Annotated in this window: 16 protein-coding genes; 2 read left to right on the plus strand and 14 right to left on the minus strand. The window is 64.4% G+C overall.

Annotated features, from left to right (window positions below):
* Positions 1–44 precede the first annotated feature (44 nt).
* The 5 genes from DIZ22_RS11395 to truB form a co-directional block, all read right to left on the minus strand.
* Positions 45–833, minus strand: coding sequence for an outer membrane protein assembly factor BamD (locus DIZ22_RS11395; RefSeq protein ID WP_037492082.1), 789 nt, complete (start codon positions 831–833; stop codon positions 45–47).
* A 67-nt stretch (positions 834–900) separates the two neighbouring features.
* Positions 901–1,920, minus strand: coding sequence for a histidine kinase dimerization/phosphoacceptor domain -containing protein (locus DIZ22_RS11400; RefSeq protein ID WP_048939458.1), 1,020 nt, complete (start codon positions 1,918–1,920; stop codon positions 901–903).
* 146 nt (positions 1,921–2,066) lie between these two features.
* Entirely contained in the window at positions 2,067–4,382 is a 2,316-nt protein-coding gene (gene pnp / locus DIZ22_RS11405; RefSeq protein ID WP_004211287.1) for a polyribonucleotide nucleotidyltransferase, read from the minus strand.
* A gap of 202 nt (positions 4,383–4,584) precedes the next feature.
* The gene (rpsO, locus tag DIZ22_RS11410) at positions 4,585–4,854 is read right to left on the minus strand and encodes a 30S ribosomal protein S15 (protein ID WP_010337408.1); all 270 of its coding nucleotides are present in this window, start codon (positions 4,852–4,854) and stop codon (positions 4,585–4,587) included.
* 17 nt (positions 4,855–4,871) lie between these two features.
* Positions 4,872–5,780, minus strand: coding sequence for a tRNA pseudouridine(55) synthase TruB (gene truB, locus DIZ22_RS11415; RefSeq protein WP_048939449.1), 909 nt, complete (start codon positions 5,778–5,780; stop codon positions 4,872–4,874).
* Positions 5,781–5,943: 163 nt separating this feature from the next.
* On the opposite strand from truB, the gene DIZ22_RS11420 reads away from it, so the two are divergent.
* The gene (locus tag DIZ22_RS11420) at positions 5,944–6,639 is read left to right on the plus strand and encodes an HAD family hydrolase (RefSeq protein WP_048939450.1); all 696 of its coding nucleotides are present in this window, start codon (positions 5,944–5,946) and stop codon (positions 6,637–6,639) included.
* Positions 6,640–6,642: 3 nt separating this feature from the next.
* Here DIZ22_RS11420 and DIZ22_RS11425 read toward each other — a convergent pair whose 3' ends face one another.
* The 3 genes from DIZ22_RS11425 to DIZ22_RS11435 are packed head-to-tail and all read right to left on the minus strand — an operon-like array spanning position 6,643 to position 8,675.
* Positions 6,643–7,185, minus strand: a complete 543-nt coding sequence (locus DIZ22_RS11425) for a GNAT family protein (RefSeq protein WP_048939459.1) — start codon at positions 7,183–7,185, stop codon at positions 6,643–6,645.
* Between the two features lie 5 nt (positions 7,186–7,190).
* Entirely contained in the window at positions 7,191–7,769 is a 579-nt protein-coding gene (locus DIZ22_RS11430) for a thymidine kinase (protein ID WP_048939451.1), read from the minus strand.
* 9 nt (positions 7,770–7,778) lie between these two features.
* Complete coding sequence (locus DIZ22_RS11435) at positions 7,779–8,675, minus strand: alpha/beta hydrolase (protein ID WP_048939452.1); 897 nt, start codon at positions 8,673–8,675, stop codon at positions 7,779–7,781.
* A gap of 135 nt (positions 8,676–8,810) precedes the next feature.
* Between DIZ22_RS11435 and DIZ22_RS11440 the strand changes: the two genes are divergently transcribed.
* Positions 8,811–9,098 (plus strand): hypothetical protein, encoded by a 288-nt coding sequence (locus DIZ22_RS11440; protein ID WP_048939453.1) that lies wholly within the window; start codon positions 8,811–8,813, stop codon positions 9,096–9,098.
* A 35-nt stretch (positions 9,099–9,133) separates the two neighbouring features.
* Here DIZ22_RS11440 and rbfA read toward each other — a convergent pair whose 3' ends face one another.
* From rbfA to DIZ22_RS11470, 6 genes are all read right to left on the minus strand, one after another.
* Complete coding sequence (gene rbfA, locus DIZ22_RS11445) at positions 9,134–9,535, minus strand: 30S ribosome-binding factor RbfA (protein ID WP_048939454.1); 402 nt, start codon at positions 9,533–9,535, stop codon at positions 9,134–9,136.
* Positions 9,536–9,537: 2 nt separating this feature from the next.
* On the minus strand, positions 9,538–9,912 hold the full coding sequence (locus DIZ22_RS11450; RefSeq protein WP_048939455.1) for a helix-turn-helix transcriptional regulator: 375 nt from the start codon (positions 9,910–9,912) through the stop codon (positions 9,538–9,540).
* The gene (locus tag DIZ22_RS11455) at positions 9,909–10,160 is read right to left on the minus strand and encodes a type II toxin-antitoxin system RelE/ParE family toxin (RefSeq protein WP_048939456.1); all 252 of its coding nucleotides are present in this window, start codon (positions 10,158–10,160) and stop codon (positions 9,909–9,911) included. The genes DIZ22_RS11450 and DIZ22_RS11455 overlap by 4 nt, the downstream gene beginning before the upstream one ends.
* 79 nt (positions 10,161–10,239) lie before the next feature.
* The gene (infB, locus tag DIZ22_RS11460) at positions 10,240–12,867 is read right to left on the minus strand and encodes a translation initiation factor IF-2 (RefSeq protein ID WP_107917572.1); all 2,628 of its coding nucleotides are present in this window, start codon (positions 12,865–12,867) and stop codon (positions 10,240–10,242) included.
* Positions 12,868–12,876: 9 nt separating this feature from the next.
* The gene (locus tag DIZ22_RS11465) at positions 12,877–13,590 is read right to left on the minus strand and encodes a DUF448 domain-containing protein (RefSeq protein WP_122928211.1); all 714 of its coding nucleotides are present in this window, start codon (positions 13,588–13,590) and stop codon (positions 12,877–12,879) included.
* Between the two features lie 63 nt (positions 13,591–13,653).
* A complete protein-coding gene (locus DIZ22_RS11470; protein WP_017499897.1) occupies positions 13,654–13,887 on the minus strand; it encodes a 4-oxalocrotonate tautomerase family protein in 234 nt (77 codons plus the stop codon).
* Positions 13,888–13,892 lie beyond the last annotated feature (5 nt).

A 13,892-nucleotide genomic window follows, 5' to 3' on the forward strand; every position in this document is an offset into this window, starting at 1 on the left:
TCTACCTGCCATCGCACAAAAGGGGAACAAATAAAGCGTGCGCCTCAGCTCTTGACCGGATGCTGCTGCATCAGCTTGTAGCTGCGCTCATACCATTTGGTGCCGGGATAGTTGCGGCCCAGCACGGCGGCGGCCTTCTGCGCTTCGGCCGGGATGCCGAGCGAGAGATAGGATTCGACCAGACGCTCCAGCGCTTCGGGCGTGTGGGTGGTGGTCTGGAACTTGTCGATCACGGTGCGGAAGCGCAGCGTGGCGGCGAGCCACTGGCCCCGGCGCTGGTAGAAGCGGCCCAGCTCCATTTCCTTGCCGGCGAGGTGGTCATTGACCAGGTCGACCTTCAGACGGGCGTCGGCGGCATAGCGGGTGTCGGGATAGCGGCGGATCAGTTCGCCCAGCGCATCCATCGCCTGCTGCGTGATCTTCTGGTCGCGGGTGACGTCGGCAATCTGCTCATAATAGCACAGCGCGATCAGATAATAAGCGTAGGGCGCGTCCTTGTTGCCGGTGTGGATCGACAGGAAGCGCTGCGAGGCCGCGATCGATTCCGGATAGTCGCGGTTCATATAATAGCTGAACGCCGACATGAGCTGCGCACGGCGCGCCCAGGGCGAATAGGGATGCTGGCGCTCGACCTCATCGAACAGTGCGGCGGCGAGCTTGTACTGGCCGCGATCGAGGCGGGCCTTGCCGCTGTTGTAGAGGGTCGACACGTCGCGGGCGACGTAGAGGGTGTCGGCCTTGTTCTTCGATGTGGAGCAGCCGGTCAGCACAGGCGAGGCGATCAGGACCAGAGTGGTGGCCGCGCCGATGCGCGTCAGGGTTTTCGTCAGCATGCGCCGGGTCATAGCCGAGCGGATCGCCGTCGCCAAGCGCCAGAATGTTGCAGAACGTTAAGCCGTGTCAGCGCGTCTGTTGCGGCAGGTCGAGGCAAGCCATGGCGCCGCCATCCGGCGCAGGTTCCAGCCGGAAGCGGCCGCCAAGCTGCTGCGCCAGCGCGACGGCAATGCGCAGGCCGATGCTGGTCGGTCCGTCGGGCATGGTCCCGTCCGGCAGGCCGCGCCCGTCGTCGACGATGCGCAGTTGGAGCGCGCCGCCCGTCTGCTGTTCCAGCGTCACCGCGACGCGGCCGGCGCGATCGGGCAGGCCATGTTCGATCGCGTTGCTGACCGATTCCGCCACGATCAGCGCCAGCGGCACGATGACATCGGGTTCGAGCGACAGGCCATCGGGCGCGCAGATGGTGCAATCAATATCGGTGCGGCCGGACGCATCGACGATATCGGCGCAGAGCATGACCATGAAGGCGCGCAGTTCCTGCCCCTGCCCCGAGGGATCATAGAGGGCGCGGCTGATCTTGCCAATCAGGGCGAGGCGGGCGGCGGCATCGTCCAGCGCGCGACGGGCGACATCATTGTCGATCTGGCGCCGCTGGAGCGAGAGCATGGCGGCCACCACCTGAAGATTGTTCGACACGCGGTGCTGGAGTTCGCGGAACAATAATTCGCGATTCTCGGCCAGGGCGCGGCTGCGCTCCCGCTCCACCGCCAGGTTGAAATTGGCGCGCTGCATGAAGTGGATGAGCAATATGTCGACGGCCACGACCATCGTGTAGAAGATCAGCGCCATCGCGACGCCGGGGTTGAAGGCCAGCGCATAGAAGGGCGGGATGAAGCAATACCAGGACAGCAGCCCGCCGATGATGGCGGCGAAGATGCCCGGCCGCACCCCGAACAGGAAGGAGGAGAGGATGACCGCCGGGAAGAAGGTGACGAAGGGATAGCCGACCGGCAGCAGCGTTTCCGCTGCAACCCGCACCAGCCAGGCGAGCAGGCAGAGCAACAGGCTCAGCGCATAGCCATAGACCGGTCTTGGAAGCACGAGCGGCAGGCGCTCGACAAACCGCTCATTGCTGCGTTGCATGGACATTCCCCCGGAACCGTGACGCGACCGTATCAGATGTCGCCCCCCGCGCCTTGATCGAAATCAGCCCTGACGGGATTCGTCACGAAAAAGGGCGCCCGGCCAAGCCGAACGCCCCCTTTTCCTGTCAGCGATGATGCTGCCGATCAGTCCTGGGTCAGGAAGTCGGGCAGACCGGCGTTGGAGCCGTCATCGTCGCCCTTGCCTTCGCTGCGCGGGCCACGGTCGCGGCGCGGGCCACGATCGCCACCACGACCGCCACGGTCGCCGCCGTCACGGCGCGGGCCGCGACCACGATCGCCGCGATCACCACGGTCGCCGCGCGGTTCACGCGGTTCGCGGGCCGGACGGGTATCTTCCAGTTCCTCGCCGGTTTCCTGGTCGACGACGCGCATCGACAGGCGAACCTTGCCGCGCGGATCGATCTCGAGAACCTTGACCTTCACTTCCTGGCCTTCCGACACGACGTCGGTCGGCTTTTCGACGCGCTCGTTCTTCATTTCGCTGACGTGGACGAGGCCGTCCTTGCCACCCATGAAGTTCACGAACGCACCGAAGTCGACGATGTTGACGACCTTGCCGGTGTAGATCTTGCCGACTTCCGCTTCCTCGACGATGCCGAGAATCCACTTCTTGGCAGCTTCGATCTGGGCGGTGTCGGACGACGAAATCTTGATGATGCCTTCGTCGTCGATGTCGACCTTGGCGCCGGTTTCGGCGACGATCTCGCGGATGACCTTGCCGCCGGTGCCGATGACGTCACGGATCTTCGACTTGTCGATCTGGATCGTCTCGATGCGCGGGGCGTGCGCCGACAGTTCGGTGCGGGTCGAGGACAGGGCCTTGTTCATCTCACCCAGGATGTGGGCGCGACCTTCCTTGGCCTGGCGCAGGGCGGTCTCGAAGATTTCCTGCGTGATGCCGGCAACCTTGATGTCCATCTGCATGGTGGTGATGCCGGCTTCGGTGCCAGCGACCTTGAAGTCCATGTCGCCAAGGTGATCTTCGTCGCCCAGGATGTCCGAGATGACGGCGAAGTCGCTGCCTTCCAGGATCAGGCCCATGGCGATGCCCGACACCGGACGCTTCAGCGGAACGCCCGCATCCATCATCGAGAGCGAACCACCGCAGACGGTGGCCATCGACGAGGAACCGTTCGACTCGGTGATGTCCGAGAGAACGCGGATGGTGTAGGGGAATTCGTCCTTGGTCGGCAGCACCGGGTGCAGCGCACGCCAGGCGAGCTTGCCATGGCCGACTTCACGACGACCCGGCGCACCGAAGCGGCCCACTTCACCGACCGAATAGGGCGGGAAGTTGTAGTGCAGCATGAAGTTTTCATAGTGCAGGCCAGTGAGGCCGTCGATCATCTGCTCGGCGTCCTTGGTGCCCAGCGTGGTGGTGCAGATCGCCTGCGTCTCGCCACGGGTGAACAGGGCCGAACCATGGGTGCGCGGCAGGAAGCCGACCATCGCCTCGATCGGACGGATCTGGGTGGTGGTGCGGCCGTCGATGCGCTGGCCGTCCTTCAGGATGGCGCCACGGACGATCTCGGCTTCCAGCTTCTTGGTCAGCTTGATGCCGGCCATCACGGTCTGGGCGTCGAGGCCGTCTTCCGTGAACATCGCCTTCGCCTTGGCGCGGGCTTCGTTCAGGGCGTTCGAGCGGGCCGACTTGTCGGTCAGCTTGTAGGCGGCGGCGATGTCGCCACCGATCAGATCCTTGAGCTTGGTCTTCAGCGCGCCGAGATCGTCGCCCTTGGCCATTTCCCACGGATCCTTGGCGGCCTTTTCGGCCAGCTGGATGATCGCGTCGACGACCTTCTTGCTCGCTTCATGGGCGAACAGGACGGCGCCGAGCATGACGTCTTCCGACAGTTCCTTGGCTTCGGATTCGACCATCATCACGGCGTTGCTGGTGGCAGCGACGACCAGGTCGAGTTCGCCGGTCTTCACTTCGTCCAGCGACGGGTTCAGCTGATATTCGCCATCCTTGTAACCGACGCGGGCAGCGCCGATCGGACCCATGAAGGGCACGCCCGACAGGGTCAGGGCAGCGGAAGCAGCGATCATCGCGACGATGTCGGGCTCGCTCTCGCCATCGAACGACATCACCTGGGCAATGACGTTGATTTCGTTGTAGAAGCCTTCGGGGAAGAGCGGGCGGATCGGACGGTCGATCAGGCGCGAAACCAGGGTTTCCTTCTCGGTGGCGCCACGCTCACGCTTGAAGAAACCACCCGGAATGCGGCCGGCGGCCGAATATTTTTCCTGATAGTGAACGGTCAGCGGGAAGAAGTCCTGGCCGTCCTTCACCGACTTGGCGGCGGTCACGGCGCACAGCACCACGGTTTCGCCATAGGTTGCCAGCACGGCGGCGTCGGCCTGACGCGCGATCCGGCCGGTTTCGAGGGTCAGCGTCTTGCCGGCCAGCTCGATCGAAACTTTCTTTACATCGAACATATATGTTCCTTTGCCCACCTGGCCCTATTGCCGGGCGGGGCCTCATATGCGGACGAAACCGGTCCGCGGCGGTTGTGGAGCATCGTGTGGCCCCTGAAACGAAACGGGGCGCCGGATTGCGCCCGTCCCGAATGACATCCCCAAAAGGACGTCCGTTAGAATCGGAAACGGCCCCGAATGGGGCCGTCCCTTATTAGCAGGCTTACTTACGCAGGCCCAGCTTGGTGATGAGGTCGGTGTAGCGAGCCGCATCCTTCTTCTTCAGATAGTCCAGCAGCGAACGACGCTTGTTGACCAGCATCAGCAGGCCGCGACGGCTGTGGTTATCCTTGTGGTGACCCTTGAAATGCTCGGTCAGGTTCGAGATGCGCTCCGACAGGATCGCAACCTGGACTTCCGGCGAACCGGTGTCGCCTTCGACGCGGGCATGTTCCTTGATCAGCGCTTCCTTGCGCTCTGCAGTGATCGACATCGGGCTTCCTTTCGTATCTAGAGATTGAAGCCGCGCACCACCCGGATCTCCGGGCCACTGGACTCCACCAGCGCGACGGGCGTATCGCCCAACATCGCCAGCAGGAGACCGGTGTGCGGTTTCCCCATGAGCATCTTCCCCTGTCGGAGTGCCAATGCTTCATCGGGAGAGACTGCAAGAGCCGGGATATCGTCCAGCCCTGCCGTCAACGGGAGCATAAGCTCGCCGATGTCGCCGCCCCTAGCAGCTTCGTCCAGTTTGTCCAGCGAAATCGCGGTTTCCAGGGTGAAGGGCCCGGCCTTGATCCGCCGCAACATGGTGACATGGCCGACCGTGCCGAGCGCCAGCGCGATGTCGCGGGCAAGGGAGCGGATATAGGTGCCCTTGGAGACATGGGCACGCAGGGTGACGGAGGCGAGTGCGCCCTCTTCCTGTTCCTGCCCCGCGATCGCCAGCGCATGGATCGTCACCGATCGCGTCTTCATCTCCACTTCCTCCCCCTTGCGGGCGAGGTCATAGGCGCGCTGTCCGTCGATCAGGATCGCGCTATAGGCGGGCGGCGCCTGCTCGATCGGGCCGGTGAAGCGCGGCAGGATGGCTTCCAGCTGCGTCAGCGTCGGGCGCACCTCGCTTTCCGCGATGACCTTCCCCTCCAGATCGAGCGTGTCGGTCTGTGCGCCGAAGGCGATGGTGAAATCATAGATCTTGTCGCTGTCGAGCATCCGGCCGGCCAGCTTGGTCGCCTCGCCGATCGCGATCGGCAGCACGCCGGTCGCCAGCGGATCGAGCGTGCCGCCATGGCCGACCTTCCATTTCTCCGTCCCGCCCAGCACCTCGCGCTGGGTCCGCAGCGCGCGCTTCACTGCGCTGACCGCCTGGGTCGAGCCAAGGCCATGGGGTTTGTCGAGGATGATCCAGCCGTGCATGGCGGCGCGCTCTATAGCGCCCGCCCTGCCCTGTCAGCCCTTATCGCATCCTTACGTCCGTTCGTTTCGCGCCTGTCGAGAAACGGAGGCCAATGGAAGGAAGGATGAAACGCCTTGCCGATCAGCCATTTCCCCCTGCCCCGCGCTCGGCTATTCCGGCCCCATGACGATCAAGCTCATCTGCCTCGATGCCGACGATACGCTGTGGCACAATATGCGCCATTTCAACGCGACCCAGGACGCGCTGACCGACATGTTGCAGCCCTTTGCCGATGTCGATGTGACGCGCGAGCGGCTGATCGCCTGCGAGATCCGCAACCTGCCGCTCTATGGCTATGGCGCCAAGGGCTTCACCCTATCGATGATCGAGGCGGCGGTGGAACTGGCCGGCGATCAGCTGTCGACCGCGATGATCCAGGACATATTGGCGGCGGGCCGCGTGCTGCTGGCCCATCCGGTCGAGCTGTTCGACGGGGTGGAGGAGACGCTGGAGCGGCTGGCGGACATAGGCCCGCTGGTGCTGGTGACCAAGGGCGACCTGCTGCACCAGGAAAGCAAGCTGGCAGCATCGGGCCTGGGCGACCTGTTTTCCGGGATCGAGATCGTCAGCGACAAGAAGGTCGACACTTTCCGCACCCTGTTCGCCCGCCATGGCATCGCCCCCGAACAGGCGGTGATGGCCGGCGATTCGATGCGGTCGGACATATTGCCGGCGCTGGAGGCCGGCGCCTGGGCCGCGTTCATCCCGCAGGAGGGCGCCTGGTCGCATGAGCGGGCACAGCCGCCGATCGGCGCGGCCCGCTATACCCAGTTGGAACGGCTGGGCGAACTGCCTGACTGGATTGCCGGCATCAACTGAAGTTCAGGCGGCGCGCGCGGCCCATTCGTCGGCGAGGATCGAATAGATCACCGTGTCGCGGACATGGCCGGTCCAGGTGATGCGCTGCTTGCGCAATATGCCCTCGCGCACGGCGCCCAGCTTCTCCACCGCCCTTTGCGAGCGTATGTTGCGGGCGTCGACCCGAAGTTCGATGCGATGGAAACCGCAGGCCAGCGCCCGGCCGATCAGCAAGGGCTTGATCCGGCTATTGAGACCGGTGCCGCGGGTGGCCGGCGTCATATAGGTGAGGCCGATTTCCAGCGCATTGTCGGCGGGATGGACATTGAGGTAGCCTGACATGCCGACCGGCTGGCCATCCGCCAAGATCAGGAAGGCATTGCGGTCTGCGCTGGTCAGCGTCGCGTCGAAGGCGGCATCGAAATCCGGTCCAGCAAAGCGCACGGGATAAATCTCCCATACCGGATCGTCGACCGGACAAATCCCGCGCAACGCCTCGCGATGATGGTCGGCCAACTGCTCCAGATGAAGGCCGGGCGCGTCGATCGGCGCCAGCAGATCGTCCATCCGGCTCATCCGCGCATCTGCTCGACGAAATGGCGACGGCACAGCGCCACATAACGGTCATTGCCGCCAATCTCGGTCTGGGCGCCCTGGCGGATCGCGCGTCCCGACGCATCGACACGCAGGTTCATCGTCGCCTTGCGGCCGCAATCGCACACCGTCTTGATCTCGGTCAGCGCATCGGCGAGGCCGAGCAAATGGGCGCTGCCCTCGAACAATTCCCCCTGGAAATCGGTGCGCAGGCCATAGCAGAGGACGGGAATGCCCAGGCTGTCGCTGACCGCGGCGAGTTGCCAGACCTGATCGCGGGTCAGGAACTGCGCCTCGTCCACCAGCACACAGGACAGTGGTGTCGTGTCATGCTGGGCGGCGATGGCGGCGAGCATGTCGACGCCCGGCTCGAACAGATGCGCCTGCGCCTCCAGCCCGATGCGCGAGGCGATCCGGCCATGGCCGAAGCGATCGTCGACAGCCGCGGTCCACAGCATCGTCGCCATGCCGCGTTCCTGATAGTTGAAGCTCGACTGCAGCAGGGTCGTCGATTTGCCCGCATTCATCGAGCTATAATAGAAATAGAGCTTCGCCATGGCCGCGCTTTAGCGCAGCGTGGGCGCAACGCCAGCCAGGAAACGCACCAGCGCGTCGGCGAGCGCGATCCGCTTGTCGGAGAAGCTGTGATCGGTCGGCCAGACCATCAGGCGGGTATTGGGATTGGCCGACTGGGCGTCCGCCCCGACCTTGCGCGCCATCGCGCCAATCCCCCGGTCCGCGCCGATGATGGTCAGCGGCCGGCGGCCATAGCCGACCAGCTTGCGGCCAAGGTCGAACTTCTGCGCATCGCCCTTGATCTCGGCGGTCAGGCTTTCATAGCTGGCGCCCGACAGCGGCGGCAGGTCGCCCGCCACCTCCGCTTTCCAGCCGGCCTCCCCCTGTGGCGTGGCGAGCGCGGCAACGGTCTGGGCCGGATCCCAGGGATCGATCAGGAACAGCCCGGCGACGCGCGGTTCTGCGGCCGCCGCCTCCGCCGCCATGAAGCCGCCCATGCTGTGGCCGGCGACCACGATCGCGCTGGTGTCGATACGATATTTGGCGACGGTCGAGGCTTCCTCCAGGAACAGCAGCGCGTTGAACGCATCCTCCGCCGCGTTGGTGAAGGAAAAGATGCCGGGGCTGCCCCACGATCCGCGATAATGGAGGGTTAGAACATTCCAGCCGGCGCGGCGCGCGGCCTGAGCCAGATCCAGATTCTGCTCATTGCCCGGAAAACCGTGCAGCAGCAGCAGGGTCGGATGCACGCCGCTGCCCGCCGCGACATACATGACCGCATTCATCGCCCCCTCGCCCGAGGGAAGGACGAACGCGTCCATCCGCGCGGGATTGGCGGCGTCGGGCGCGGGATCGGTGATGACGGCGGGATGGGTGGCGGGTTCGCGGGCGATGGCGGGCGTAGCCAATGCCAAGGCGGCCATACTGATTATCCCGCTCATCTTCATGCGTCTGCCCCTCTTGATCTTCCGGTTCCGGGAAAGACGCTGTTAGCGCTGCCGCACCGTCGCGTCGACGCTGGAAACATTCCGCGACCGGACAAGATATGGCAAGACGCGCCACACAATTGCTGGAGCAAACACATGGCGACCGCGCAAGCCCGTGAAGCCTGTCTCGATCCCATCGTCCTCGTGCAGGACCGATATAGCGGTGCCTATAGTGGCGGGGCATGGCTTGCACTGGCGGAGGGCGATCGCTCCTACGAGGAGGCTTCGCGGATAGGCTGGATCATGAGCCACGGTCCCAGCGGCAATGACCTGGAGGCAGCTGCGTTTTGGCAGGCTCATCCAGCCTGGATTGCTACAGGTAAAACGCCCGACGAGGCGATCGCGCGTTTACGCTCTCAAAATTCCATCGCAGCCATGGCGTAGCCCTCCCCCGGAACAGCGCTCCGGGGGCCAGCCTTTCAATCTTCGCTCTCATCCTGCTCCAGGTCGCGGGCAACCTTGGGGTCGCGGAGCAGCTTGTCGATATGGCTGCCCTCGTCGAAGCTCTCGTCCGACAGGAATTTGAGCTTCGCCGCATATTTGAGGCGGATGCGGTGCGCGACTTCGCGCTGGAGATAGGCGGTGTTGGTGCGCAGCGCCTTGAGCACCGCTTCCTCATCCTTGCCGAGCAGCGACTTGATGAAGACGGTGGCGTGGCGCAGGTCGGGCGACATGCGCACTTCGGTGACGCTGACCACATGCTGGCTCAGCACATCGTCATGCACGTCGCCGCGCTGGAGAATGTCGGAAAGGACATGGCGCACCTGTTCGCCGACGCGCAGCAGGCGGACAGAGGGGCCTTCGGATTGTTGTTGAGCCATAGTCAGACCTTAAAAAACATATCGTCGAGCGAAACATTCAACTCCATGGCCAGCTTGCGCCAGAGTTCCACATTCGCGCTTCTCTTATTGCGTTCTACATTACTGAGATGGGCATGCGTCGAGCCCACCCGTTCCGCCAAAACTTTCAGCGTTAAGCCCCGATGTTTTCGCCATGCGCGTAAAGGGCTTTCCCCGGCCATCATTCCATCGACCACTTTCGCGGGAAGATATTCCTCGCCCTCATCGCGGCGCGCCTCAGCCTCTGCAGCTGCTATCATGTCAGCCTTATCCTCCGCGATCTCGACAAGCCGCTGATAATCCTCAATCGGCAGCATCGCGATCTTCTGGCCCGCGATCTCGACAATCTGAACGGTCATGGGTTCACCTCATAAGCCGATCCGCGCGGCGCTATATCGTCAATCCACAGAATATCCTGATCAAAACGGAAAATCACGCGCCAGTCCTGAACCCGCAAGCGATATTCCGGGCGCCCCTGAAGACGCTTCACATTGGCTTCCAGCGATGCGGGATCGTTCGCCAACTCGTCAATCTTCTGCCGAATAAGCGTTCGCTTGTTCGATCGCAGCAGCGCTCTCATCGCCGTCTTCGAGAAGCGGATATCCACATCCGCAAATTATAGGCACGGCAAAGGCCGGTCAAGAAATTTAGCTCACAGCTAAATTCCTCGACCGGCCTTCTGTAACTCACAGCGTGCGTGCGCGCTCTTCGACTTCGAACAGTTCGAGCGTATCGCCCGGCTTGATGTCGTTGGTGTCCTGCAGGACCGCACCACACTCCATGCCGGCGCGGACTTCGGAGACATCGTCCTTGAAGCGACGCAGCGACGCGATGTTGGTGCGCGATACGATGACATCGTCGCGGGTGAGGCGCGCGGCCAGACCCTTGCGGATGATGCCGTCGAGGACGAGCAGACCAGCGGCCTTGTCCTTCTTGCCGGCCGGGAAGACCTGCAGCACCTCGGCGCGGCCGACGATCGTCTCGATCCGTTCGGGGGCGAGCTGGCCAGCCATTTCGCCGCGAACTTCCTCAAGCAGGTCGTAGATCACGTCATAGTAGCGCAGGCTGATCTTCTCGCGCTCGGCGAGCTGACGGGCCTTGGCATTGGGACGGACGTTGAAGCCGATCAGCGGCGCGCGGCTGGCAGCGGCCAGCGTGACGTCGCTCTCGGTGATCGCACCGACGCCCGAATGCAGGATGCGAACCTTGATCTCGTCGGTCGAGATGCGGTTGAGCGAGGACACGATCGCTTCGACCGAACCCTGCACGTCGCCCTTCACCACCACCGGATATTCGATGACCTTGGTGTTCAGCGCCGAGAACATATGCTCGAAGCTGGTCGGGGCAGCCGTGGTGCGCTTCTTGGTCGCCTGTTCCTGACGATAGGCAGCGACTTCGCGGGCGCGGGCTTCATTCTCGACGACGGTGAGCTGGTCACCGGCCATCGGCACGCCCGACAGACCCAGAACCTCGACCGGGGTCGAGGGACCAGCGACCTTAACCTGCTGGCCCTTGTCGTTGATCATCGCGCGGACCTTGCCGCTTTCCGAACCGATGACGAAGGTGTCGCCGATCTTCAGCGTGCCCTTGCGGACCAGCACGGTCGCAACCGCACCACGGCCCTTGTCGAGCTGTGCCTCGATCACATTGCCTTCGGCGTCGCGATCGGGGTTGGCGGTCAGTTCCATGACCTCGGCCTGGAGCAGGATCTTGGTGATCAGTTCGTCAAGGCCGGTCTTCTTGAGCGCCGACACTTCCACGTCCTGGACGTCACCGCCCATGTCCTCGACCACGATTTCCTCGCTCAGCAGGCGCTCACGCACCTTCTGCGGGTTGGCGTCGGGCTTATCGCACTTGTTGATCGCGACGATCATCGGCACGCCAGCAGCCTTGGTGTGGTTGATGGCTTCGATCGTCTGCGGCATCAGGCCGTCATCGGCCGCCACCACGAGGATGACGATGTCGGTGACGTTCGCGCCACGGGCACGCATTTCCGAGAAGGCTTCGTGACCCGGCGTATCGAGGAAGGTGATGAGGTCACCGCTCTTCGTCTTCACCTGATAGGCGCCGATATGCTGGGTGATGCCGCCGCTTTCGCCGGCCACCACGTCGGTGCCGCGCAGCGCGTCGAGCAGCGAGGTCTTGCCATGGTCGACATGGCCCATGATGGTCACGACCGGGGCACGCGGCTTGAGCGTTTCGGGTGCGTCAGCCTCGCCTTCCATGCCGATTTCGACGTCGGCATCCGACACGCGCTGGATGCGGTGGCCGAATTCCTCGACCAGCAGCTCCGCCGTATCCTGATCGATCGGCTGGTTGAGCGTGACGGCGGTGCCCATCTTGAACAGGGCCTTGACCAGGTCCGCGCCCTTTTCGGCCATACGGTTGGCCAGTTCCTGCACGGTGATGCTTTCGGGCACCACGACGTCGCGGCTCTGCTTCTCGCGCGGCTGGCTGCCGCCCGAATAATGGGCACGACGTTCCTTCTCGCGAGCGCGCTTGAGCGCGGCGAGGCTGCGGGCACGGGCGCTGTCGTCGTCCGCAAGCGCGCGGGTGACGGTCAGCTTGCCGGACTGGCGGCGATTGTCATCGTTGCGCTTGGCACGATCGGGCTTCGCCGGTTCGGGGCGTTTGACCGGCGCGACCGGGGTGAAGCGGCGCGGCGGCGGCATGGTCGAGCTGGTGGTGGCCGGTGCGGCGGGCGCAGCCGGGGCAGCAGCGGCAGGCTCGGCTGCAGCAGCCGGCGCGGCCGGGGCCTCGACCGGCGCAGCCGGCTTGGCGGCTTCGGCAGCCTTGGCCTGCTCGGCGGCTTCGGCAGCCTTGGCGGCCTCGACCTCGGCATTTTCGGCAGCCTGGCGATTTTCCTCGGCGCGGCGCTTTTCTTCTTCGCTCGCGGCAAGGCGCGCGGCATCCTCACGGCGGCGCGCATCTTCCAGCGCGGCCATGCGGGCTTCCTCGGCCTCGCGCAGCAGCTTGGCCTGCAGTTCCTGACGCGACATCAGGCTCTGCGGCGGCGCCTGGCGCACGGGGGCGGGTTGCGGCGCGCGCTGCTGCGGCGCAGGCGCGGCGGGACGGGGTGCGGCCGGCGCTGCGGGCGCGGCCGGCGTCGGATCAGCCTGGGGCGCAGCAGCGGGCGCAGCGCCGGTGCTTTCACCCGGCTTGCCCATGGGGACGCGGCGCCGCTTCACCTCAACCACGACCGTGTTCTTGCGGCCATGGCTGAACTGCTGCTGCACCTGACCGGACTCGACCGTGCGCTTGATCCCCAGCGGCTTGCGGCCCAGAACCGGCTTGTCTTCGTTGCTGTCACTCATCGACTATGTTTAACCCTTCACATCATCATCAGCCGGCGCAGCCGCCGACGCATCATTCCATGCAGCCTCATGCGCCTGCGCATCGGCGGAGTCCTGCTCCCCATGCACCGGCGCCCCGGTAGCGCATCCCAGATAGCTTTCCAAGCGGCCCAGAGCCGCACGCAGGCGCACTGTCGCCCGCGAGTCGGTCACCGCGATATGGACGACATTGTCGCGCCCCATTGCCATAGATAGGGCGTGCCGGTCCACAGGCAAGACGATGCCCGCAAGATCCGTGCCTTCCGCTTCCTGTCCCACGCGCAAGGCCTGGTCCAGTTTTCGATTGCCGTCCGTGCCCGCATCGGCGGCATGGAGCAGCATTTTCACCATGCCCTTGCGGCATGCGACGTCGATCTTTTCCGATCCGGTCAGCAGCATGGAGGCGCGAGCCTCCAGCCCCAGGCGGCTGAGCAGATCCTGCCGCAGCCCGGCCTCCACCAGATCGGGAAGATTGTCGGGAATTTCAAGAGCGCCTTCCTTGAAGGCGCGGGCGAGCGCCCCCTTGAGCTTGCCCTTGGCCAGCGCCGTTTCCAGTTCGGCCCGCGACACGCCGATCCAGGCGCCCCGGCCCGGCGCCTTGGCGCGGACGTCGGGCATCACCTGCCCTTCAGGGCCGATGGCCAGGCGGATCAGCATTTCGGGATCGGCGCGGTCGCCGCTCAATATGCATTTGCGTTCGGTCATGCGCGCCCCTCCGCCAAAACGGACAAAAGGGCAAGACCAACGCTGTCGAGTAGGCTTATTCTCTCATCGGGGAGTGTCCGCAGCATTGGCGTCCTCCCTGTTTGGAGAAATTGCGCGGTCGGCGATCAACTGACCGCCGGCCGCATAATTTTCGGTCGAGACTTCCGAGATCACGATCTGGACGGCAGCCGCCGGCTTTCCCAGCCGCTCCACGAGCGACTGGGTGACGTCAGCAACGATCGCGGCTTTCTGCTCGCGAGTCGCGCTACCGGCCAGGCGGATGTCGACGAAAGGCATCTTGG

It is taken from the genome of Sphingobium sp. LF-16 (assembly GCF_003711185.1).
In the GTDB taxonomy this organism is placed as follows: Bacteria; Pseudomonadota; Alphaproteobacteria; order Sphingomonadales; family Sphingomonadaceae; genus Sphingobium; species Sphingobium yanoikuyae_A.